The sequence below is a fragment of the Pseudarthrobacter sp. RHLT3-21 genome (genome assembly GCF_059383495.1).
Window position 1 is genome coordinate 35,132 of record NZ_JBWZCI010000012.1, and the last position, 23,102, is coordinate 58,233.

Sequence of the window (23,102 nt, forward strand, 5' to 3'; positions counted from 1 at the left end):
TCATGGCGGCCGAACACACGCAGCCCGAAGGGAACCTGCCCGAGGCAGATACGTCGGCGCCGGGCGGAACCAGCCACATGGCACAGCAGCTGCGGGGCGAGAATGCGGCAGTCCGGGAACTCCTGCTGGCACTGTCCGTGGGGTTCACCTTGCCCGGCCCGCTGCCAGCTGAGCTCGACCACAAGCTGGAAAGTCCTGGCAGTCCGGGCCTGGACGCGGTGGTCCAGCGTGCCGAGTCCTCGGGCCTGCTGCTTGCCGATGGGACAGTCGCCGGCCCGGCGCAGCACGCGCTCCTGAACGGCACACCCACGGCCCGGGTGCATGCATTGCAGCGGCAACTCGTCGGTTTTGTGTCGGCCGAGGGCCGGCCCCTCGGCGACCTTGCGCGTGAACTGGCAAGGGGCGGGCTGGCCGACCCGAGGGTCGCCGCCGAACTCGAAGCCGCCGCGGACAAAGCGCTGCAGCACGACCCCGGTCTGGCCGCCCAGTTATACAGCGAAGCGCTGCTGGCAGGGGCGGACGAACTGCGCACCGCTGCCCGCCGCGCCCAGGCCGCAGCCGCAGCGGGCGACCTCGACGCCGCCGGCCGAATTATTGACGGTCTCCTGGTGAGCTCCGATCCGCCGGATGTCCGGCTGGGCGTGGATGTTGCCGCTTCCGTCTGGGCCCAGCGCGGGCTGTTGGTCCGCAGCGCCGACCTCTATGCCTGGCTTGGTCCGGCGAACATGGGCCGGTCCGCACCGCTTGCCGCGGTGGCCATGATCGGCAGCGGCAACCGGATGGGCGCGGAAGAGGCCTTTCCAGCCGGGTCGGCACCGGTGTCGCCCACCCTACTGGCGGTGGCGCTTTCGCAAACGGGCAAAGGCCTGATGGAGTCGATGGAGCGGGATCCACACAAGGGCCTTCCCCTGCTGATCCATGCTTCGGACATGCTCAACGCGTCCGGTTCGGCGCTGCCCCTTCCGGACACCCCTGGAGCGTTGGCCGCGTTGCTGGCCCTCCACAGCGGTGAACCCCACGTAGCGGACACCATCATCCGCTCCGCCGTCGCCGCCAGGCAGGGCGGTGACGCCGCTAGGCCACGGCTCCACCTCTTGCAGGCGTGGTCGGCCATGCAGCAGGACGATGCTGACGAAGCACGGCTGGCCATCAACGAAGCCTCCAAAGCCAACCACTGGCCGCTGGTGCCCAGGGACGAGTTCCTGTGCGCGGCCCTGGAAGTGGGCCTTGCGCGGCGCAGCGGCGACGTCCATGACCTGGTGATGGCCTGGGAGCGCGCCCGCGAAGCGATGCTGCACACCGCCGTCGACCTTTACAGCCTGCTGCCGTGGGGCGAACTGATGATTGCTGCCGCCCGGTTGCGGGAGACACGGCGCGTCGCGCATTATCTGGATGAAGCGTGGGCTCTGCTGACCAAGCTGGGGGAGCCGCCCCTGTGGGCCGTTCCGCTTCACTGGGCGGCGGTCCAGGCTGCCCTGCTGAACAAAAGCCCGGCCGACCTTGCCCCGCATGCAGCAGCGCTGGTGCGGGCCGCGGACCACAGTCACATGGCCGCTGTGCTCGCCGCCGCCGGCAAGGCCTGGGTCAGCGTCCTGGCCGGCCGGTTCCAGGCGACGGATGTGGAGAACGCTGCCCGGGGACTGAAAGTGGTGGGCATGCCGTGGGAAGGGGCCCGGCTGGCAGGACATGCGGCCGCGCAGGCAGACGAGCGCAGGGACATGGTGCGGCTCCTTGCCTGCGCCAGGGACCTCCACCCGCAGGGCGGAACCACCGGGCCACCCGCCGGGCTGTCACCGGAAGTACGCCGCAGCGCCGCCGAGAACAACCATGGCGCGCATCCCGACGCCTCGGGGCTCAGCGAACGCGAAAAGGAAGTGGCGCGGTTGGTCCTGGAAGGGAAGACCTACCGGGAAATCGGCAAAGCCATCTACATTTCCCCCCGGACCGCTGAACATCACATTGCCAGGATGCGGCGGAGGCTTGGGGCCGAAAACCGCTCCGATCTGCTGGTGCGTCTGAGGCTGGCGCTAGGTGCAGATCATCCGGGCCCGGACTGAGCCCCTACTGCCCCTAGCCACGAAACAGGCAAACCCCTAATGCGGGGCTCCGGGTACGGGGACACAACCCGATGCCCGGCCCCTACGAAGGACCTTAGGTTTGATTTAAGCCCGGCACCGAGGCCTGGCGATCCACAACTCAGAGAAGATTTGAGGACCATCCAATGCCTACACTCGCAAACCAGCTCGTCCAGTTCCTGATGGGCCTGTTCAACAACCCCGCCGCTGCCCAGGAGTTCCTGAACGATCCGGAGCAATCACTCGAGGATGCCGGCCTGCGCGAAGTCTGCTCCGCCGATGTTGACGCCGCTATGCCGGTTGTCCTGGACTACGCACCCATCACTGTCAACGCTTCTTCCTTCGACCGGGAGTACAACACCGGCGGGAACACCTCGTGGACCGGCGGCAACGGCGGCAACGGCGGCGCCGGCCACACCCCGCCTCCTGCAGGCGGCGGCGCAGGCCACACCCCGCCACCGGCGGGGCACGACCACCATGACGACCACGCCCACGCCATCCAGCAGCTTCACCACGTGGTGAACAACTACTCCTACACCTCAACGGTGGACGACCGCGACACGATCACGGACCAGTCGGTCAACCAGAACATCTGGGCCGACGGCGACGTGAACCAGTGGTTCGACAACGAGGCTGTCATCGCATCCGGCGACCAGGCCCTGGCTGCCGGCGACGACAACAACGTCCGGGACTCCTACAACACCACCGACTCCTACAACACGGACAACACCACGGACAACTCCACGGACAACTCGATCACCGCCGGCGGCAACGTCAACATCGGCAACAGCCAGCTGGATGTGGACGATTCGTTCAACACCGACGTTGACGTTGACGTCGCTGATTCGTTCAACGACAACTCCGACAACTCGGATAACTCCGACAACTCCGACAATTCCGACAACTCCGTGGACAACTCGGTGGAGATCGAGGACTCCTTCCAGGACAACTCGGACAACTCGGACAACTCCGACAATTCGGACAACTCGACGAACACCGATGTTGCCGTGGAGATCGAGGATTCCTTCCAGGACAACTCCTCCGTGGACAGCTCCACCAACACCGACGTGGCGATCGAGGATTCCTTCCAGGACAACTCCTCCGTGGACAGCTCGACCAACACCGATATTGCGGTTGACGTGGCGGACTCCTTCAACGACAACTCGCAGACCGAGACCACCGAGGTGGAGGTTGTTGATTCCTTCAACCCGGTTGAGGTCGAGGTCGAGGATTCCTTCCAGGACAACTCCACCGTGGACAACTCCACCAACACCGATCTGGACGTGACCAACGACATCGCAGTCGAGGATTCGACAATCGTGCTCTAGGCATCAGTTCCGGGTACCGGGAGCGCCCGGCAGGAGGCCATCAACCTCCTGCCGGGCTCTTCGCGGATTATCCCCCCGTCCCACCCGCACCCCAGCTGCAAAGGACAGATTATGGCTGAATCGCAACGACCGGGAGGCCCTGGACGGACGCCGGTTCCGATGAACGCCGGCCAATTGGCGTCGCTGGTGGAGCAGGGCATCGAACTGGTGGGGACAGGAGACCGCGCGGACCTGCGCAAACGCCTGGACCAGACCCTGCGCCGGCTGAAGGATCCCAGTATCCGCGTGATCGTGGTGGGGGAATTCAAGCAAGGCAAAAGCAAACTTATCAACGCACTGGTGAACGCCCCGGTGTGCCCTGTCGACGACGACATCGCCACCTCGGTGCCCACGGTAGTCCGCCACGGGGACCCCGCGTCCGCCGCCATCCTGCTGCCCAAAGCCGGCACAGAGCCCGGCGACGAAGCCGCACTGGAGCGGCAGCCCATCAACATAGCCGACCTGGCGGCTTACGTTTCCGAGCGGGGCAACCCCGGAAACGTCAAGAAGCTGGTAGCGGCCGAAGTGTTCCTGCCCCGCAAGGTCCTGGCCGGCGGGCTGACGGTCATCGATTCCCCGGGTGTGGGGGGACTGGGCTCCTCGCACACCTTGACAACCCTCACAGCCTTGCCCACAGCGGACGCCATGCTGCTGGTTTCAGATGCCTCGCAGGAATACACTGAGCCCGAAATGCGGTTCCTGCGCCAGGCCATGCGGATCACCCCGAGCGTTGCGGGCATCCTGTCCAAAACGGACCTGTATCCGGACTGGCGGCGTGTGGAGGCCATGGACCGTGCCCAGCTCGCGCAGGTGGCGCCGGACATCCCACTGTTCGCGGTTTCCTCAGATCTCCGGCTGGAGGCTGCACGCCTGCAGGACAGCGAACTCAACGCCGAGTCAGGTTTCCCCGTGCTGATCGGCCACCTCCGGAATGAAATTGTGGGCAAGGCGGAACGGCTGCAACGGCGCTCCGCCAGCCAGGACCTGCTCTCCGTGACTGAGAACCTGCGCCTGTCCTTGCGGTCCGAGCTGGGAGCGCTTGAGGATCCTGAGGGGACGCCCCGGATGATTGCGGGGCTGGAGGAGGCGAAGACACAGGCCGATGAGCTGCGCAAACGTTCCGCCCGGTGGCAGATTACGCTCAACGACGGCATCGGCGACCTGATCGCGGACATGGAGTACGACCTCCGAGACCGCCTGCGGCGCATCCAGCGCGAAGCCGAGGCCGCTATTGACCAGGGCGATCCCGGCCCCACCTGGACCCAGTTTTCCGCGTGGCTCGAGGAGTGCGCCGCCGCCGCGATCTCGGACACGTTTGTGTGGACCAGCGAACGCGCGCAGTGGCTGGCCGCACAGGTGGCGGAGCATTTTTCAGAGGACGAAGTGGCCCTGCCGGTCGTCTCGGACACCGGCGACGCGTTGGACCCGGTGGACAACATGCCAAGGCTCGACGACGGGCACGTGAACCCCCTGCAGAAGGTCCTGATCGGCATGCGCGGATCCTACGGCGGCGTGCTGATGTTCGGGCTCTTGACGGGAATCTTCGGTATGGCCCTGATCAATCCCCTGTCAGTGGGCGCGGGCCTGCTGCTGGGCCGCAAGGCGTACCGCGAGGACAAGGAAGCACGGCTGAAGCGCCGGCAGGCCGAAGCCAAGGCGCTGGTCCGCCGGCAGCTGGACGATGTCACCTTCCAGGTGGGCAAGCAGCTCAAGGACCGGCTCCGGCTGGTGCAGCGCTCCACCCGGGACCACTTCACGGAAATCGCGGACGAACACCACCGCTCCCTGGCGGATTCGGTGGCGGCGGCCCAGAAGGCAGCCACCACCTACACGCTGGAAAAGGACATCCGCATCCGCGAGATCAAGGCCGTGCTCAAGAAGGTGGACGCCCTGCACCATGCCGCCGGCCTGGTGGCCGCCGAAGTGGCCCAATCCCCGGGGCCGCAGGCCGCGCAGTCTCCGGCCGGGCGCGGCACGGCGATGGGAGACCCGGCGTCGGGAAGTCCGACGACGGGCGGCCAGTCGGTGGGCACGGCGCCGGTGGTTGCGGCGGCCAGATGAAGGAGTCCATCAGCGCGGGAGTGGCGGACCTGATCCAGGACGCCCTGCTCGTGTATGCGGACGACCCCGCTGCGGCTGCGGCATTGGAGACCTATGCCCGGCGGCTGTCCGAGCCCCTCAGGCTCGCTGTGGCAGGCATGGTCAAGGCGGGAAAATCCACGCTGCTGAACGCCATCATCGGGGAGGAGATCGCCCCGACCGACACCGGGGAATGCACAAGGATTGTGACCTGGTACCGCTACGGGCACACGCCGCGGATCACGGCCTACCCCATTGCCGGTGAACCGCATATCCTGCCGCTGAAGCGCGTGGACGGCCGCCTGGTGTTTGTCCTGGGCAACGCCCGCGCCGAGGACGTGGAACGGCTGGTGGTGGAGTGGCCCTCGCCGGCCCTGCGCGAGCTCACCCTGATAGACACCCCGGGAATCGCCTCGTTGTCCGAAGACGTCTCTGCCCGGTCCACCGATTTCCTCATCCCCGTGGACGCGCCCTCTGAGGCTGATGCCATCATCTACCTGATGCGCCACATGCACGCCTCGGACCTGCGGTTCCTCGAATCCTTCAGGGATACCGAGGCGGGTAGGTCGGGAACCGTGAACGCCCTTGCCGTTCTGTCCCGGGCCGATGAGATCGGCGCTGGCCGGATTGATTCACTTCTCTCAGCCGGTGAGATCGCCGAGCGTTATCGCCGGGACGACAGCCTGCGGAAGCTGGCGTTGGGGGTGGTCCCGGTGGCCGGGCTGCTGGCGCAGAGCGCACGCAGCATGCGCCAGTCGGACTTCGAGTCTCTGCAGGTCCTGGCCGGCATGGAGCGGTCCGCCCGGGAGCGGATGCTGCTCTCGGCGGACAGGTTCATCAGGGCCTCTGTACCGCAAAGCCTGGGCGCCGAAGCCCGGGCCTCCCTCCTTGCGCGGTTCGGGCTGTTTGGGATACGGCTGGGCGTGGTGCTGATTCGGAGTGGCTTCACGGAACCCACGCCACTGGCGCATGAACTGGCCCGGCGCAGCGGGCTGGACCCGTTGCTGCACCTTGTGGCCCGGCAGTTCCAGGCCCGCGGGGATGCACTCAAAGCCCGCACTGCCTTGGTGGGAGTGGAAAGCTTGCTGCGCACCGCGCCCAGGGAGGGGGCCGGCCGCCTGGCCGCAGCCTTGGAACGCCTTCAGGCCAACGCCCATGAGTTCCGTGAGCTCCGCCTGCTCGCCACGATCCGTACCACGGGGGTATCCCTCAGTGATGAATTGGCGGCGGAGGCTGAAAGGCTGGTCGGCGGCTGGGGTGCGGCCCCCGTCCTGAGGATGGGGCTGGCTCCGGATGCCGGACCGGACGTAGTCCTGGCCGAAGCCCGCCGCTGCCTAAACCGGTGGCGGACGGTATCGGAAAACCCGCTGACGGAGCGCTCAGCCGTGGAGGCCTGCCGCGTGGTGATGCGCAGCTGTGAGGGCGTCGTGGCTGAATGCTCGGCCCTGCAGCTGCACCCGCAGTCCGCCTGAGGTCAGCCCTTATTGCCGCGTCCGCGCCGGCCTGACCTGCGCCGACTGGATCCGCGCCGCCTTGAGCCACCTGCCCGCCGACGGCACAAAAACCGCTACCAGGCCGAAGAAGGCCAAGCCCAACTGGGCTCCCCAGAGCAGGACAACATAGCTGCCGGCGTCGCCCTCGGGGACGAGGAAAGCTGCGGCCACCACCATGACCATTACCTGCCCGGCCAGCAGCGGGATCATGAGCCAGCGGGACCAGCCGCGGCGCGCTGAGAAAATTGCCAGCGCCGCCGCTTCGAGCAGGATCACCAGCAGCAGGGCGCCCAGGCTACCCCAGAAAACAATGGTCGCGGATGTGGTCACAGCGTCAGGTCCGCCGCCGGGGGACATCTGGTCCACCACAGTGCGGAGCCGCTCGAGGTGTGAGTCGCGGGTGAGGAAGGAGCCGATGAGTACGGCGAGGCCGGCAACGAAGCTGAGCAGCCAGAGTGTCCGCGCCAGGCGGACGCTCCGCGGTGTCGGCGGAATGACAACGATGGGCGCCGGCGCGGCGTAGGACAGCCCGGGCCGCGGCGGCGGCGGAGGGGGCGTGGCAGCCCCGGCGGGTGCAACTGGCTGTTGGGATTCTCCGTCGGGGTGCTGGGCCATGTTTCTCCTACTTTACGTCGCCGGTATCGTGGGTGTCCGCGTCTCCCGTGCTGGCATCGCCGGCTTCGTCGTGGCCGATCCCACCCTTGCCCCGCGTGCCGGCGCTGTCCTGTCCGGTACCGGCGCTGTCCTGTCCGGTGCCGGCGGGACCGCCGTCGGCCTTGGCCTTCGCTTCAAGGTCGTCCTTGAGCTTCTTGAGGCGGGCGGCTTCGGCCTGGTTCCGGCGGCGCATTTCCAGGTTGCGGAGGAAATCGGGATCATCATCCGGCGCGGTGGGGTGGCTGTGTGTTTGGCGGACCGGGGCTGAGTCACGCGGGCGGCCGATCAGCAGCCACAGGATGGCGCCGAGCACCGGAAGGACAATCATCACCACGATCCAGGCCGGCTTGGAGATCCCGCGGGTGAGGCGGCCGTCAGTGCGGATCACGTCCACCAGGCCGTAAACAAAGATGACGAGAACTGCGACGGCGAGAACCACACGGAAGAGCATGCCATTAATTCTATCGTCCGCAGGCCGGGGGCGTTCAGGCAGGGCGGCTAAACTTGAACCGTGGCTTTTCTGAAATACTCCCTGATCCGGCTGGCGCTGTTTGCGCCGCTCTTTGTGCTTTTTATGTTCCTGAAGCTGGGGGCGGTGCTGTCAGTCATCTGCGCAGCGCTGATCGCGTTTGCGGTCAGCTACCTTTTCTTCCAGAAACAGCGCGACGACGCCGCGGCCGCCATTCACGGCCGGCTCTCCGGCACGGCGAAGCCGCTGCGCAGTGAAGGCGAGGTGGCCGACGCCAACGCCGAGGACAGCCTCCTGGACGCCAACCCGGACATCACCATCCGGAACAGCGGCCCGAAGACACCCGAAACGAAGACACCCGAAACGAAGGCACCCGAAACGAAGGCGCCCGAAACCAAGGCGCCCGAGGCCTAGAACCCGCCCGGATTCGGCCTAGAATCCGTGGCTGAGCACCAGTCCCAGTGAGAACAGCAGGCTGTAGCCGAGGTTGATCAGGCCGGTCTGCTTGAGCACGGGGATGAGGCTCTTGCGCTTGCGGCCATTGATCATCAGCCAGGCGGGCATCAGGCAGGCCGGGATAAGCAGCAGCACGATCAGCATCCACGGCCGCCCGGGAGCCAGGATAACTACCAGCAGGATGGCCACGGCGAGCATCAGCACGTAGCTTTCGCGGGCGTGCTTGTCGCCCAGGCGAACGGCCAGGGTCTTTTTGCCGGCCTGGATGTCTGTGGGGATGTCGCGGACATTGTTGGCCATCAGCAGGGCGCAGGCAATGAGGCCGGTGCCGATCGCACCGATCACGGCCGGCAGGTTGACCTGGCCGGCCTGGGTGTAGGTTGTGCCGAGCGTTGCCACCAGGCCGAAGAAGACAAACACAAAGACGTCACCCAGGCCCATGTAGCCGTAGGGGTTCTTGCCGCCGGTGTAGCCCCAGGCGGCCATCACACAGCCGATTCCCACCAGGATCAGCCACCAGCTCTGGGTCATCACCACCAGCGCCAGGCCGAACAGCATGGCCGCGGCGAAGGCGCCGAACGCAGCATATTTGACGTGTTCCGGCTGGGCGGCGCCGGAGCCCACCAGCCGCAGCGGCCCTACCCGGTCTTCGTCGGTGCCGCGGACGCCGTCGGAGTAGTCATTGGCGTAGTTCACGCCGATCTGCAGCAGCAGCGCCACCAGGGCGGCCAGCACGGCATTTACGGGGCGGAACGAATCCAGCTCGTAGGCCGCGGCGGTGCCGATCAATACCGGGGCGATGGCGGCCGGCAAAGTGCGGAGGCGGGCGCCTTGGATCCATTGTGCGGCTGTGGCCACGGTCAGTACCTCGTGTTGGGGTCGGGAGAACGGTCAAACGGTGGTGGCGGCCGCGAACGGGCCGCCGGTGCAGGTCTACTCTACTTTCCCTGATGCAGCGCGTTGAGCCGCTCGATCATCGCCAGGCGGTCCGGCTTGCCGTTGGGAAGCATCAGGAGTTCCGGGGCGGCCAGTACGGTTTTCGGCGCCAGGAGGCCCAGCCGCCGGTGCCATTCCTCTTCAAGTACGACGGCGTGATCCCCGGTGGGGGTGCCGGCGGCACCTGATTCCGCTGCTGAGCCCGTTGCAGCGCCGTCGAGGGCAACATAGGCGGCCACGGCCTGGCCCCATTCCGTGGACGGGACGCCCGCCACAAAAGCCGCCGCGACGCCGTCGGATTTTTCCAGCTCTTCCTGCACATGCGCGGCGGAGACCTTGATACCGCCGGTGATGATGACGTCGTCGGCGCGGCCCAGCACGGTGAGGCGGCCGTCCGCGTCCAGCGTGCCGAGGTCGTTGGTGCGGTACCAGCGGACGCCGTCTTCCTCGTAGAACGTGTCTGTAGCTTCAGGCGTATCCAGGTACCCGGCGGCCACGGTATCGCCGCCCAGCAGGATACGGCCGTCCTCCGCCACCCGGACCTGGACACCTTCCAGCGGCACGCCGTCGTACACGCAGCCGCCGCAGGTTTCGGCGGACCCGTACGTGGTGATGACCCGGACGCCGGCCTCGCGGGCAGCGTCCAGCAGCCCGGCCGACGCCGGTGCGCCGCCCAGCAGGATGCCGTTGAACCGACGCAGGACGGCCAGGGTCTCCGGCGACGGCGCCTCCAGGAGGCGTTGGAGCTGTGTGGGCACCAGCGAGGTGAAACGGAACTTGTCGGTCAGTTCCAGGGCGCCGGCCGTGAAGGCCTCAGGGGTGAAGCCGCCGGAAAGGTCCATGACCCACGGCCGGGTGCCGGCGAACAGCGACCGCACCAGGACCTGAACGCCGGCCACGTACTGCACGGGCAGCGCCAGGAGCCACTGGCCCTCGCCCTTGAGCGCCAGGGCTGTGGCCATGGATGAGGCCGCCAGCGCCTCGACGGTCAGGATGGTGGCCTTCGGCGCGCCCGTCGAGCCGGACGTGCGGACCACCGCCACCGCGTCATCGCAGCCGGGCGTCTCGGTGTGACCTACCATCAGTTCGCCGTCCGGGCCCACGGAAAGTTCCACGGCGGGTCCCTCGCCGTGGAGGGCGGCGGCCAGGGCTTTGAGCACCGGGTCGATGTCCGTGGGACCGATGGTCTGCGTTCCGAGATTCATGTGCCGTCCTGCCTTTGAAGTCAGCCGGAGCCTGGAGGCCGGCCGGCTTGAAAGTGGTGCCTAGAAGTAGTGCGGGAAGCGGGACCAGTCCGGGTCCCGTTTCTCCAGGAACGCTTCCTTTCCTTCCACCGCCTCGTCCGTCATGTAGGCCAGGCGTGTGGCTTCGCCGGCGAAGACCTGCTGGCCGGCCAGGCCGTCGTCGGCAAGGTTGAACGCGAATTTCAGCATGCGGATGGCCTGCGGCGACTGCCGGGCGATGTCCGCGGCGTATTCCAGGGCCACATCTTCGAGGAGCTCGTGGTCCACGGCCTCATTGACGGCGCCCAGGCGGACCATGTCCTCCGCGGAGTACTCGCGGGCCAGGAAGAAGATTTCCCGGGCGGACTTCTGGCCGATCTGGCGGGCCAGTAGCGCCGAGCCGTAACCGGCGTCGAAGCTTCCCACCGTGGCGTCCGTCTGCTTGAACTTGCCGTGCTGGCGGGAGGCGATGGTGAGGTCCGAGACCACGTGCAGGGAGTGCCCGCCGCCGGCAGCCCAGCCGTTCACCACCGCGATGACCACCTTGGGCATGGTCCGCATGAGCCGCTGGACCTCAAGGATGTGGAGCCGTCCGGCGCGGGCGGGATCGATAGTTTCCTGGGTCTCGCCATCGGCATAGCGGTACCCGTCCCGGCCGCGGATGCGCTGGTCCCCGCCGGAGCAGAAGCTGTGTCCGCCGTCCTTGGGGGAGGGGCCGTTGCCGGTGAGCAGGACAGTGGCGACGTCCGGGGTCATGCGGGCGTGGTCCATCGCGCGGTAGAGCTCGTCCACGGTGCCGGGGCGGAAGGCGTTGCGGACTTCCGGGCGGTTGAAGGCGATGCGGACGGTGGGCAGGTCCCGGGTGACGTTTTCTGTGCCGGTTGGTCCGGTTGTGGAGACGCGCTCAACCTGCCGGTGGTACGTCATGTCCTGGAAGTCGTCAAAACCGGACACGGTGCGCCAGCGGGTGGGGTCAAAGACGTCGGACACCTTGGCGGGAATTTGGTTGCTCACCGGACAAGTCTAGTAATCGGCTCTGCTGATGCAGAACTCGTTGCCCTCCGGATCGGCCATGGTGTGCCATTCGAGCGGGCCCTGGCCAGCCGTCCACAGGAAGCTGGCGCCGCGGGCTTCGAGTTCCTTCCGGACGTCATCCTTGTCCCGGCCATCCAGGCGCACGTCCCAGTGGACGCGGTTCTTGACGGCCTTTCCCTCCGGCACCGTCTGGAACAGGATGCGGCGGGCAGGTGCCTTGGCCTCGAGTTCTTCGACCGGGCGGATTGCCTGTCCTGTCCTCCACACGAGTTTGCCCTTATGGACCAACGTCTCGGCGTCCGTGGCGTAGCCCTGGCTGACCATGGAACGGATGAAGCTCTCGTCCTGTGGCTCAACGGCCCAGTCCAAGGTTTCCGCCCACCAGTCGGCGAGCTCATGCGGGTTCTTGCTGTCCACGACGATCTGGATGTTCAGTCCCATCACACCAAAATACGACGGCGGGTGGCTGGGCGATAGTCCCCCCGCGTTGATTGGGTTGACCACCTGTCAGGGCTGGACCTGCTGCAGCTGCTCGAAGAGCTCGGGCGGGATGGCGTAGATGAAGATGACCGCCAGCAGGTTCTTCGCCGCGTGCACCAAATAGGAGAACATCAGGTTCTTCCCGGTCCACACGTAGACAAAGACCAGCGTGGCGCCCATGGCCAGGTAGGGGAGCAGCGCACTGAGCGTGATGGCTTCCTGGCCCGCGATGTGGATGCCGGCAAAGAGGACCACGGACAGGGCGCAGCACAGCCAGATGTTGAGCCGGCGGCTGAGCTTGCCGATCAGCAGGTGCCGGAAGATGTACTCCTCCACAAACGGGCCCACCACCACCAGGACCGGGACAATTAGCCAGGCGGGGACCTGTTGCATCAGAGCCTGTAGTCCGGCCTGGTTCGCGGAGGTCTCTACCCCGCCGCCGGCCGCCACCACAACGGCCGTGAGGATCATCATGGCCACCACCGCCGCGGGCACCACCAGCAGGGTGAACCACGGGCGTGTGGCCAGTACGCGCAGGTCCCGGGCCACCACCCGGCGGGCGGCGGCCAGCGCCAGTATCCCGATCGAGCCATAGAAGATGAGGTTCAGTGCGTACGACGCCGCGGCCGGGCTGGGGGCAAGCTGGCGGATAAACGGTGCCAGCAGTTCCCCGGCCACGGCAAAGAGCCCGGCCACGGCCACATAAAAGCCGACGGCGGTGAAATCAAGGGTGGAAAACCGGTACAGCTCGGGCTGCGGTGCGGGTGGTTTCCGGTGTGTGGTGGCCATCCGTTCAGCCTAGCTCCCCACTTCCCGCCGTTGCCCTATCACTTTTGGTCCCCAAACCGGGGGCAAAGCGACCAAAAGTGATAGAGCAACGGGGGCGGCGGGCGGGCGGTAGGTCCCTGTGTGCGGGTTCCGTCAGGTTTGGCCCGTGATGGTGAGGGCGATCAGGACGCAGTTCAGGACAACGATCAGCGCCGCGCTGGTCCAGCCTGCGATCTTCAGCGGCATTGAGTCCGCGTGGATGCCCATTACGTCGCGCTTACCGGTGAGTCGGATCAGCGGGATCAGGGCGAAGGGGATACCGAAGCTGAGCAGGACCTGGCTCAGAACCAGGGCCAGCGTCGGCTCGATCCCGGCGCCGAGAACCACCAGGGCCGGGATCAGGGTGATTACACGGCGGGTCAACAGCGGCACCCGGACCTTCAGTAGCCCGCCCATGATTGTGGCACCTGCGTAGCAGCCGACAGAGGTTGAGGCAAGGCCGGAAGCCAGCAGCCCGATTGCGAACACCACACCAATCACCGGACCGAGGGCAGAACTGACAGCGGCGTGGGCACCGGCAATGGTATCCGTTCCTTCGATGCCCCGAAGGCTGGACGCGGCCAGCAGGAGCATCGCGATATTGACTACGCCGGCGAGCATCAGGGCCCCAGCAACGTCAAATCGGGTAGCCCTTATGAGTCGTGTCCGGACGGCAGGATCCTCCGAGAAGCCATGCCTGTCCCTGGCCAGCGCTGAATGCAGGTAGATGGCGTGCGGCATCACTGTTGCCCCGAGCATGCTGGCCGCCAAGAGGACCGTGTCCGTACCCTCAAACCGGGGAATCAGGCCATTTATGGCACTTCCGGCATCCGGTGGGTTCACGAAAAGCCCCGACACAAAGCCCACGGCGATCACGCCCAGAAGGATGAGTATCGCGTACTCGAAAGACTTTTGGCCGCGAGCGGACTGCAGCGCCAGCAGCAGCATCGACGCAAGGCCGATAATGATGCCACCGGCCAACAACGGCAGCCCGAACAGCAGGTTCAGCGCCACCGCACCGCCGATAACTTCGGCCATGTCCGTTGCCCCTGCCACAACTTCAGCCTGGGCCCAATACAAGCGCCGGCGCCCGTTGCCCAGGCGCTTGCCCATAATCTCGGGAAGGCTCAGACCCGTTGCCAAACCTAGCTTCGCAGACTGATACTGCACCAGAACGGCCATGGCGTTCGCGGCCACCAGAACCCAGACCAGCAAGTACCCGTAGCTGGCACCGGCCGTCAGGTTAGCGGCAACGTTTCCGGGATCCACGTAGGCAATGGCGGCAACAAACGCGGGCCCCATCAGCAGTAGACGTGACCACCGCCGCCCCGTTGCTGGCCGCGCCTGAAGTGTGGGAATAGCCATCATGGTCCTCATCATCGGGGGCAAACTGATATCACCAAGATAGCTTAATTTAGGCATACCGAAAACATTTGTTTCGGACTCCCATGGAACGTGCACCAACGCGGGGTCACTCACGGCCCATTCCCAGAGGAAACATAGGCCGTGAGTGACCCCGCGTTGCTTTTGCTAGGCCCGGACGGACTTGGGGTTGTACAGCCACAGCGCCCACACGTACCCGCCTACGCTGATGACTGCGCACCAGATGAACGTCGCGAGCATCGTGCCAGCCTCCACGGGCGTGCCCATCAGGAGTCCGCGCAGAGTTTCGATGAAGGGGGTGAACGGCTGCACATCGGCGAACCAGCGCAGGACGCCCGGCATGGAATCCGTGGGCACGAAACCGCTGCCAAGGAACGGCATCAGCAACAGGATCATGGGCTGGTTGCTGGCCGTTTCCACGCTTGGCGTTGATGCCCATGGCCACGGACAGCCACGTCACGGAGAACGCGATGAGCGTGAGGACACCCAGGGCCCCGAGCCAGCCCGCCGGCGGACCAGTCGGCCGGAAGCCGATCAGCACAGCCACGGCGCCCACCAGCAGCATGGCGGCCATCGTTTGGATGAGGCTGCCTAGGACGTGGCCTGTGAGCACTGCGCCCTTGGAGATCGCCATGGTCCGGAAGCGTGCAACGATGCCCTCCGTCATGTCCGTGGACACCGAGATTGCGGTGCCCGTCGCCCCGCCGGTGAGGGTCAGCATCAGGACGCCCGGGACGATGTAGGCCAGGTAGTCATCCCGCGTGCCGCCCAAACCTGAGCCCAGGGTCCCGCCCAGGACGTAGACGAAGAGCGGCAGGAAGATGATGGGTGTCCCGGCGACGAACAGCGGGATCGAGGGATAGCGCTGCACGTGCTTGAGGTTCCGGCGCAGCATGGTGGTCGCGTCGGCCGCTGCATAGCTGAGGGTGCTCATCGTACGTTCTCTTTCTGGCTGGTGAGGGCGAGGAAGACATCGTCAAGGTTGGGTGTTTGGGCGGACAGGTCGGCCACTTCGATCGAGGCGCGCGCCAGGCGGTCCAGCACGTCCTTCAAGGACCGGATGCCGTCGTCGCCGGCAACGTCCAGGGTGAGGGAATCGTCGTCGCGGCCTTCTACGTCGAGTACGACGGCGGCCCGCTCCAAGGCGTCCAGGTCGCCGAAGGTGAGGCGGATGTGCCCGCCGGGGACCAGCCGCTTCAGTTCGGCCGGAGTGCCTTCGGCGACGATCCTGCCTTGATCCAGCACCGCGATCCTGTCCGCCAGCTGGTCGGCTTCGTCCAGGTACTGGGTGGTGAGGAAAATGGTGACGCCACGGGCAACCAGGCTCCGGATGATCTCCCACATGGTGCGGCGGCTGCGCGGATCCAGGCCGGTGGTGGGCTCGTCCAGGAAGATGATCTCGGGATCGCCCATGAGGGTCATGGCCAGGTCCAGGCGGCGTTGCATACCGCCCGAATAGGTGGCCAGGGGCTTGTTGGCCGCCTCCACGAGGTCGAACTTTTCGAGGAGTTCTGCGGTGCGGCGCTTGACCTCGGCCGCAGGGTGGTGCCGTAGCCTGCCCATCAACGCCAGGTTCTCCTCGCCGGTGAGCAGGCCGTCCACGGCCGAGAACTGACCGGTCAGGCCGATCTTGCCGCGCACCTCATCGGCCTGGCGGACGACCGCAGTCTCCCCGCCGTCGGCGCGGATCAGGGTGGAGAGGATATGGACGATGGTGGTCTTGCCGGCTCCGTTGGGGCCCAGAAGGGCAAAGACGGTTCCGGTCGGCACGGTGAGTGTCGACGCCGTCGAGGACTTGTTTGCTGCCGTATGCCTTGCGCAGCCCGGCCACGGTGATGGCCGCTTGGGTGCTTGCCATGACTTTTCCTTTGCTTGGTTTTTCCTGGTGTCGTTTCTTACCTGGTGGGAACGGGGGAGCGCCGCACGGTGATGTCGCCGTAGGCGCTGCGGGCGCGGATCTCCACTTTGGCGTCCGTCTCGCCTGGCCCGGTGGTGGCGTCGAGTCCGTTGCGGACGCGCCCGTACTTGGTGCTGAGGTCCAGCCACGCGGCGCTGCCTTCGCGGACGCCGATGGCCAATGAACCTGCGGCGGTCTGGAGGGTGAGGGTTCCGCGGGCCACCTCGCCGACCGTGATGTCGCCGTTGGAGGCCCTGATGGTGGTGGTGTCGCCGGCCCGTTCAACGGAGACGTCCCCGTTGGCGGCACTGACCTTGAGTTCACCGGCGGCATCCACGATGTACGTGCTGCCGTTGCCGTTCTTAACGCTGGCGGTCCCGTCGATTTCCCGGATCCGGATCTTGCCCGAGCCGGTCTTGATCTCGGCCCGCCCCGCGACGCGTTCCACCGTCACATCGCCCATGCCCGTGTGGACCCGGAGCTCGGTGCAGTGATCGAGGTGGACGTGGCCCATGTCCGTCTTCAGTTCGGCGGAGCTGAATTCGCCCTCGCAGCGGAGGTCGCCCATGCCGGACTTCAACTCCAGGCTGCAGCCGATGGGCGCGTCAACGGTGATGTCCACGGCGCCGCCGTCGCCGAACCAGCTGTGGCGGCGCTGGGGACGCAGCCGTACCTGCAGGCGTCCATCCGTATAGTCCACGGTGGTCTGCTCGGCCACCTTGATGTCCAGGGCCCGGGTTGCATCGCGGGGCCGGACGTTCACCACGGTGTCGGTGCGGTTGCCGGCGACAATCAGAATGTCGGCACGGACGGACACGTCCACCGCGACGGCGATTGGTTGGGGGGTCTCGAAGGTTGTCATCAGCGTGCCCATCCTGTGAAGTTCTGCTCGCCCGGATCGCGGCGAATGGTCCGCTGAGTGGATTGGCTGCCGTTGAGGGCGTCCGCGACTGCCCGGATCAGCCAGGAGTTTACGGACAGGCCTTCAAGGCCGGCGGCCTCTTCAACCTGCTGCTTGAGGTGATCCGGAAGGCGGAGCGTCGTGCGGGAGGTGCTGGCGCCGTCGAACTCTTCCGGGGCCTGCCGGGCAGGCTGGATGGACCGTTCTGTCACTGCTTCGAAGTCGCTGGCGGCGGGCGGGCTGGTGACCACAAACTCCGGATCGCGGCCCCGGAGCCGAACTTCCACCGACGCCGGGGCCAGTTCGAGGGTGATCTCGCTGGCGGCGTCGGAGAGGGCTTCGAGGAGGACGAGCCGGACGGTGGACTCAAGCGCGGCCGTGAGGCGTTCGCTGAGCTTCCGGGCCTCAGGGCCACCGGCTTCGGCGGCGACGCCCAGCTGATGCTGGACGGCTGATACGTACTGGTTGAGCTGCATGACACCAGTCTGACGTCATGATGGTGTCACGTCAATACCTTATGGCGACTTATGGTGTCACTTGTGGTGTCCCGGCTTGACGCTGGGACTTCCGGCGGGCAGGCTGGAGCGATGAAGTCCTGAGCAGCAGCCCGTCAATGCCGGACTGTCTCCCGAATCCAGGGCCGCCGTCGAGCACCAGTTCCGGCGGCCACACTGCGGAATCTTGCGAGGACTTGTCTTGACTGAACACCTGAACCTTTCCGGCGTCTCCCACGGCTACGGCGACCGGCAGCTGCTGGACGGAATCGGCCTGGTCATCACGGCCGGCGAGCATGTTGCCATCGTCGGCGAAAACGGGGCCGGCAAATCCACGCTGCTCCGGATCCTGGCCGGGCTGGAAGCGCCCGACGAAGGAACTGCGGCCAGCCACGGTCGCGTTGGCTACCTTGCCCAAACGCACGGCCTGCCCGATTCCTTCACCGTGGGGGCCGCCGTCGACGCTTCACTCGCCTCACTCCGCGGCCTCGAAGCCGAGCTTGACCGGCTGGAGGCCGGCCTCGCCGATGCCGAGGACGACGAGCTGGAAACCTATGGCCGGCTGCAGACCGAGTACCAGCTGCGCGAGGGCTACGCCGCGGAATCCCGGGTGGAGGCGGCCCTGGACCGGCTGGGCCTGGGTGGCCTGGACCGGAAGCGGACGCTGGGATCGCTCTCCGGCGGCGAGCAGGAACGCGTGGCGCTGGCCTGCGTCCTGGCCGATCCGGCGGACATCCTGCTGCTGGATGAGCCCACCAACCACCTCGATGCCCGGGGAACCGCCTGGTTGGAGGACCGGCTGGCTGCCCATCGCGGGACGGTGGTGGTGGTGTCCCACGACCGTGTGCTGCTGCGCAAAGTGGCCAGCACCGTGATTGAGGTTGATGCCGAGCGCCGGGCCGTGACCCGCTACGGCAACGGTTACGATGGCTACCTCCGCGAGAAGGCCGCCGAACGCCAGCGCTGGGTCCAGCAGTACCACGAGTGGATCGATGCGATGGACGCCGAGCAGCGGCAGGCGGACACCGTGGCCGGAAAAATGGGCTACGCCCGCCAGCGCGACAATGACAAGGTGGGCTTCGACTTCAAGGCCGGCACCTGGCAGAAAGCGGCGAGCAGCAAGGTCCGCAATGCGCAGGAACGGCTCCGGCGGCTGGAAGCGAGCCCCATTGACCGCCCGCCGGTGCCGCTGCGGCTTGCGGCGGAGCTCGCCGTGGATCCTGAGGCTCTGTCTGCGGCGCCTGCGGCAACCGGGGACTCCCGTTTAGCGGCGTCTGCTGTCCTCGTTGGCCGCGGCGTCAGTGTTCCTGGTCGGCTCGGCGTCACGGATTTCGCGGCACGCACGGGCGAGAAGATCCTCATCACCGGCCCCAACGGCGCCGGCAAATCCACTCTGCTCTCCGTGCTGGCAGGAACGTTGGAGCCCGCCGAAGGATTAGTGCAGCGGCCGGCGCGGATCGGCTACCTACAGCAGGAACTCGAACTGCCGCAACGGCCCACCCTCCGCCTGCTCCCGGCCTTCGCGGCCGGCCTCGGCGGCAACATTGATGAGCACGCCGAGGCACTCCTGCGCCTGGGGCTGTTCCGCACCAGCGAGTTCCACGTCCCGGTGGGCAGCCTGTCCGCGGGCCAGCAGCGCAGGCTTGCCCTGGCCCGGCTGCTGCTGGGCGGCTATGGCACCCTGATTGTGGATGAGCCCACCAACCACCTGGCTCCGGTCCTGGTGGAGCAGCTGGAGGAGGCGCTCGCCGGCTTCACCGGGACCCTGGTTATGGTCAGCCACGACCGCGCCCTCCGGGACTGGTTTGCACGGTGTGCGAAGAAGAGCGAGAACTCGCGCACGGACGAATCCGGCCGCTGGATCCGGTACTCGATGGACAAGGGCGTGCTGGCCCCGGCCTGATGCAACGCCTCCCGGTGCCCCGACTGCCCGTGCCCGTTTCGACGGTTCCGCAGCCCAGCGGGACCCGGGCAACGGTGAGTTTTGCGTAAAAGGATCGTTACGCACCGACCGGCAGGCGGAAACATCGGCGGCGGAAGATAGGCCTATGCCAGTCTTCCCGCCGGCCGAAAGGATCTGTCCGTGATCACCAAGAACCTTTTCCTGCAGGGCATCTTCCCGTTTGTGGGCACCGGGCTGGAAAAACCCGTCCCCATCCACAGTGAACTGTCGCACTACGTTCCGGGCGGTGTCATCAACCAGACGCTCTACTTCCGGGGCGGCAATTCCAGCGGTGAACTCATCACGGTGGTGCTGATGCGGAACGGGGTGCCCATGCGTTACTTCCCCATCGGCGCGAAGAGCGAGGTCCATGTGCCGCTGCGGGTGGTGGAGGACATCGACGGCGGCTCGGTAGTGGAGCTCTATCTCGCCGCCCCGGATGGTGTTGGGGGATCCGTGGTGGTCGATCTGGGCATGGTGGAGCACTGATGACCAGCGTGCTGGACCAGCCGCAGGGGAGGCACCTGGACGCAGCGCCCCGCCGTCGTCTGGTGGTGGTGGGCAACGGGATGGCGGGCGCCCGGGCGGTGGAGGAGATCCTGGCCCGCGGCGGCGCTGATCAGTTCTCCATCACCATGTTCGGCGACGAGCCGTACGGCAACTACAACCGGATCATGCTCAGCCACGTCCTCTCCGGCGAGGAAAGCGACGCCGACATCTTTCTGAACGCCCTGCCCTGGTACCGCGAGAACAGCATCACCCTCCACTCCGGGGTCCGTGTTGACCGGATCGACAAGTTCAGCAAGCACGTCTTTTCCAACGACGGCCGCGTGACGCCCTACGACACCCTCATTATCGCCACCGGGAGCCGCTCCCACATGCCGCCGATGGACGGTCTGTACACTCCGGGCGGGTCCGTGAAACCCGGCGTCTTCGGGTTCCGCACCATCGACGACACCCGCAGAATGGTCCAGCACTTGCAGCAGGAGCACCACCGCCGCGCCGTGGTGATCGGCGGCGGCCTGCTGGGCCTGGAGGCGGCCTACGGACTGAAAAGCCACGGTATCGAGGTGGAGGTGGTCCACTCGGGCGGGCATCTCATGAACGCGCAGATGGGGCCCGACGGCGGCGCGGTGCTGCGCAGGAGCGTGGAGGCCCTGGGCATCCGCGTGCACACGTCCAGCCGCACCACAGCAGTCCTCGGGATGGACAAGGTCAGCGGCGTCAGTCTCCGGGACCGCGAGGACATCGCCTGCGACATGGTGGTGGTGGCCGCGGGGATCCGGCCGAACGTGGACGTGGCTGTGCTGAGCGGGCTGCCGGTGGAGCGGGCCATCGTGGTGGATGACAGGCTCCGGGTCCAGGACGAAGACGATATCTACGCCGTGGGGGAGTGCGTCCAGCACCGCGGCGAGGTCTACGGGCTGGTGGCGCCGCTGTGGGAACAGGCCGTGGTGCTTGCCAACCACGTGACCGGCGCCGATACGTCCGCGGCCTACCTCGGCTCACGGACCGCCACCAAGCTGAAGGTTGCCGGCGTCGACGTGGCATCCATGGGACTGCACGGGCCCGAGCTCGACACGGACGAGCACATCGTCTTCTCGGAGCCCAGCCGCGGCGTGTTCAAGTCCATCGTGGTCCGCGACAACAAGATGGTGGGCGCCACCCTCCTGGGCGACAGCCGCAAGGTGGCCTACCTGACGCAGGCCTACGACCGCGGGCTGCCGCTGCCGGAGGAGCGGATCGCGCTGATGTTCGACGTCGGCGGGCCGGGTGGGGACGTGGGTGTGGCCGAGCTCGACGACGGCGCCCAGGTCTGCAACTGCAACGGCGTCAGCAAGAAGGATCTGGTGGACGCCGTGAAGGGCGGCTGCACCTCGGTTTCCGGCGCGATGGACGCCACCCGGGCGGGCAAGGGCTGCGGTTCCTGCAAACTCCTGGTCATGCAGGTGGTGGAGTGGGCCGCGGACGGCGCCGTGGAGGAGGACGCGGCGGCCAGCTACTACGTGCCCGGGATTCCGCTGGACAAGCCGGCCCTGATGGCCGCCATCCGGAAGCTGGGCCTGCGCTCCGTGTCCCAGGTGTTCACGGCGTTGGCCCCCGGCAGCGCGGAGGACGCGAAATCCAAAATGGGCCTGGCCTCGCTGCTGAAAATGATGCTCGCGGACCGGTATCTCGACGAACGCGACGCCCGTTTCATCAACGACCGCGTGCACGCCAACATCCAGCGCGACGGCACGTTCTCCGTGGTCCCGCAGATGAAAGGCGGGGTCACCTCCGTGCAGCAGCTGCGCCGGATTGCCGACGTCGCCGAAAAGCACAACGTGCCCCTGATCAAGCTGACCGGCGGGCAGCGGATCGACCTGCTGGGCATCCCCAAGGAGGACCTGCCGCAGGTGTGGGCGGACCTGGACATGCCCTCGGGCTACGCCTACGGCAAGAGTTTCCGCACGGTGAAGACCTGTGTGGGCAAGGACTTCTGCCGGTACGGCACCGGCGATTCCACGAAGCTGGGCATTGAGATCGAGTCCCGGTTCCAGGGGATCGAGTCGCCGGCCAAGCTGAAGCTGGCTGTGTCCGGTTGCCCGCGGAACTGCGCGGAATCGCTGGTTAAGGACGTGGGTGTGGTGGCTGTGGAGGGCGGCCGCTGGGAACTCTATGTCGGGGGAGCGGCCGGTGCCCACATCCGCAAGGGCGACCTGCTGGCCACCGTGGACGATCCGGAGGAGGTCAAGCTCCTCACCGGCCGCTTTATGCAGTACTACCGGGAGCAGGCCAACTGGCTGGAACGGACCTACGCCTTTGTGCCGCGGGTGGGCATCGAGCATCTCCGCGCGGTAATTCTGGAGGATTCCGAAGGCATCGCCGCGCAACTGGACGCAGCGATGCAGGCGTCCGTGGACAGCTACGTGGACCCGTGGAGCGAACGCGACGATCCGCTCACCCCGGGCCAGTTCCGCACCTCCCTGCCCCTCACCGTCCTGCCCCAGGTGCCGGTCCGATGAGCGACGGTGCCTCGAACAACATCAGCCACATCCTGGGCCCCGTGGACCAGATCCCGTTTGGCGAGGGGCGTGCCTTCGGAGTCGACGGCGAACAGGTGGCGGTCTTCCGGCTGAGGGACGGAACCCTGCGCGCACTGTCCGCCGTCTGTCCCCACCGGGGCGGTCCCATCGCGGACGGCACCATCGACCGGCAGGTGGTGATGTGCCCGCTGCACCAGCACGCGTTCAGCCTGGAAACGGGCTGCTCCAGCACGGGCGCCGAACCTCTGCGCACGTACAGCGTCCAGGAGGATGCTGAACAGAACATTGTTCTGAACAATCCCCACTTACGTGGCAATAGTTTGGCTTAACCGGGCCCGAGTGTAGCCCGCGTCACTTGCTGCGGTTCGCATCTTGTAGGATGGAC

The 23,102-nt window shown here is 66.6% G+C and carries 21 protein-coding genes; 9 read left to right on the forward strand and 12 right to left on the reverse strand.

Annotated elements, in window-relative coordinates:
- Window positions 1–2 precede the first annotated feature (2 nt).
- From AC50YA_RS13955 to AC50YA_RS13970, 4 genes are all read left to right on the forward strand, one after another.
- Entirely contained in the window at window positions 3–2,057 is a 2,055-nt protein-coding gene (locus tag AC50YA_RS13955) for a LuxR C-terminal-related transcriptional regulator (protein WP_494982865.1), read from the forward strand.
- Between the two features lie 164 nt (window positions 2,058–2,221).
- Window positions 2,222–3,403: an IniB N-terminal domain-containing protein gene (locus AC50YA_RS13960; protein WP_494982866.1), complete on the forward strand. Its 1,182-nt coding sequence runs from the start codon at window positions 2,222–2,224 to the stop codon at window positions 3,401–3,403.
- A gap of 159 nt (window positions 3,404–3,562) precedes the next feature.
- Window positions 3,563–5,503 (forward strand): dynamin family protein, encoded by a 1,941-nt coding sequence (locus AC50YA_RS13965; RefSeq protein ID WP_494982937.1) that lies wholly within the window; start codon window positions 3,563–3,565, stop codon window positions 5,501–5,503.
- Window positions 5,500–6,993 carry a dynamin family protein gene (locus AC50YA_RS13970; protein ID WP_494982867.1) on the forward strand — a complete coding sequence of 498 codons (1,494 nt, stop codon included), beginning with the start codon at window positions 5,500–5,502 and terminating at the stop codon, window positions 6,991–6,993. Before AC50YA_RS13965 ends, AC50YA_RS13970 begins: the two co-directional genes overlap by 4 nt.
- 9 nt (window positions 6,994–7,002) lie before the next feature.
- On the opposite strand, the gene AC50YA_RS13975 is transcribed toward AC50YA_RS13970, so the two are convergent.
- Both AC50YA_RS13975 and AC50YA_RS13980 read right to left on the reverse strand, forming a co-directional pair.
- Entirely contained in the window at window positions 7,003–7,629 is a 627-nt protein-coding gene (locus AC50YA_RS13975) for a hypothetical protein (protein ID WP_494982868.1), read from the reverse strand.
- Between the two features lie 7 nt (window positions 7,630–7,636).
- Complete coding sequence (locus AC50YA_RS13980; RefSeq protein WP_494982869.1) at window positions 7,637–8,119, reverse strand: PLD nuclease N-terminal domain-containing protein; 483 nt, start codon at window positions 8,117–8,119, stop codon at window positions 7,637–7,639.
- Window positions 8,120–8,179: 60 nt separating this feature from the next.
- On the opposite strand from AC50YA_RS13980, the gene AC50YA_RS13985 reads away from it, so the two are divergent.
- Window positions 8,180–8,551: a DUF4229 domain-containing protein gene (locus tag AC50YA_RS13985; RefSeq protein WP_494982870.1), complete on the forward strand. Its 372-nt coding sequence runs from the start codon at window positions 8,180–8,182 to the stop codon at window positions 8,549–8,551.
- 18 nt (window positions 8,552–8,569) lie between these two features.
- On the opposite strand, the gene AC50YA_RS13990 is transcribed toward AC50YA_RS13985, so the two are convergent.
- The 10 genes from AC50YA_RS13990 to AC50YA_RS14035 all read right to left on the reverse strand — a co-directional run bounded on the left by AC50YA_RS13990 (window position 8,570) and on the right by AC50YA_RS14035 (window position 17,731).
- Window positions 8,570–9,451, reverse strand: a complete 882-nt coding sequence (locus AC50YA_RS13990; RefSeq protein ID WP_494982871.1) for a 1,4-dihydroxy-2-naphthoate polyprenyltransferase — start codon at window positions 9,449–9,451, stop codon at window positions 8,570–8,572.
- Between the two features lie 80 nt (window positions 9,452–9,531).
- Window positions 9,532–10,734, reverse strand: a complete 1,203-nt coding sequence (locus tag AC50YA_RS13995) for an AMP-binding protein (RefSeq protein WP_494982872.1) — start codon at window positions 10,732–10,734, stop codon at window positions 9,532–9,534.
- A 60-nt stretch (window positions 10,735–10,794) separates the two neighbouring features.
- Window positions 10,795–11,766 (reverse strand): 1,4-dihydroxy-2-naphthoyl-CoA synthase, encoded by a 972-nt coding sequence (locus AC50YA_RS14000; RefSeq protein ID WP_494982873.1) that lies wholly within the window; start codon window positions 11,764–11,766, stop codon window positions 10,795–10,797.
- Between the two features lie 9 nt (window positions 11,767–11,775).
- Complete coding sequence (locus AC50YA_RS14005; protein WP_494982874.1) at window positions 11,776–12,228, reverse strand: VOC family protein; 453 nt, start codon at window positions 12,226–12,228, stop codon at window positions 11,776–11,778.
- Between the two features lie 66 nt (window positions 12,229–12,294).
- Window positions 12,295–13,056, reverse strand: coding sequence for a CPBP family intramembrane glutamic endopeptidase (locus tag AC50YA_RS14010; protein WP_494982875.1), 762 nt, complete (start codon window positions 13,054–13,056; stop codon window positions 12,295–12,297).
- 132 nt (window positions 13,057–13,188) lie between these two features.
- Window positions 13,189–14,439: an Nramp family divalent metal transporter gene (locus AC50YA_RS14015; RefSeq protein ID WP_494982876.1), complete on the reverse strand. Its 1,251-nt coding sequence runs from the start codon at window positions 14,437–14,439 to the stop codon at window positions 13,189–13,191.
- A gap of 106 nt (window positions 14,440–14,545) precedes the next feature.
- Window positions 14,546–15,391 carry an ABC transporter permease gene (locus AC50YA_RS14020; RefSeq protein WP_494982877.1) on the reverse strand — a complete coding sequence of 282 codons (846 nt, stop codon included), beginning with the start codon at window positions 15,389–15,391 and terminating at the stop codon, window positions 14,546–14,548.
- Window positions 15,388–16,227: an ATP-binding cassette domain-containing protein gene (locus tag AC50YA_RS14025; protein ID WP_494982878.1), complete on the reverse strand. Its 840-nt coding sequence runs from the start codon at window positions 16,225–16,227 to the stop codon at window positions 15,388–15,390. Before AC50YA_RS14025 ends, AC50YA_RS14020 begins: the two co-directional genes overlap by 4 nt.
- A gap of 125 nt (window positions 16,228–16,352) precedes the next feature.
- The gene (locus AC50YA_RS14030) at window positions 16,353–17,216 is read right to left on the reverse strand and encodes a DUF4097 family beta strand repeat-containing protein (protein ID WP_494982879.1); all 864 of its coding nucleotides are present in this window, start codon (window positions 17,214–17,216) and stop codon (window positions 16,353–16,355) included.
- Window positions 17,216–17,731, reverse strand: a complete 516-nt coding sequence (locus tag AC50YA_RS14035) for a histidine kinase (RefSeq protein ID WP_494982880.1) — start codon at window positions 17,729–17,731, stop codon at window positions 17,216–17,218. The genes AC50YA_RS14030 and AC50YA_RS14035 overlap by 1 nt, the downstream gene beginning before the upstream one ends.
- Window positions 17,732–17,951: 220 nt before the next feature.
- On the opposite strand from AC50YA_RS14035, the gene AC50YA_RS14040 reads away from it, so the two are divergent.
- The 4 genes from AC50YA_RS14040 (at window position 17,952) to AC50YA_RS14055 (ending at window position 23,046) form a co-directional block, all read left to right on the forward strand.
- Window positions 17,952–19,652 (forward strand): ABC-F family ATP-binding cassette domain-containing protein, encoded by a 1,701-nt coding sequence (locus AC50YA_RS14040; protein ID WP_494982881.1) that lies wholly within the window; start codon window positions 17,952–17,954, stop codon window positions 19,650–19,652.
- Between the two features lie 180 nt (window positions 19,653–19,832).
- Complete coding sequence (locus AC50YA_RS14045; protein WP_494982882.1) at window positions 19,833–20,180, forward strand: molybdopterin oxidoreductase; 348 nt, start codon at window positions 19,833–19,835, stop codon at window positions 20,178–20,180.
- Window positions 20,180–22,696: a nitrite reductase large subunit NirB gene (gene nirB / locus AC50YA_RS14050; RefSeq protein ID WP_494982883.1), complete on the forward strand. Its 2,517-nt coding sequence runs from the start codon at window positions 20,180–20,182 to the stop codon at window positions 22,694–22,696. The genes AC50YA_RS14045 and nirB overlap by 1 nt, the downstream gene beginning before the upstream one ends.
- Window positions 22,693–23,046, forward strand: a complete 354-nt coding sequence (locus AC50YA_RS14055) for a Rieske (2Fe-2S) protein (protein WP_494982884.1) — start codon at window positions 22,693–22,695, stop codon at window positions 23,044–23,046. Before nirB ends, AC50YA_RS14055 begins: the two co-directional genes overlap by 4 nt.
- The last annotated feature ends 56 nt before the right edge of the window (window positions 23,047–23,102 follow it).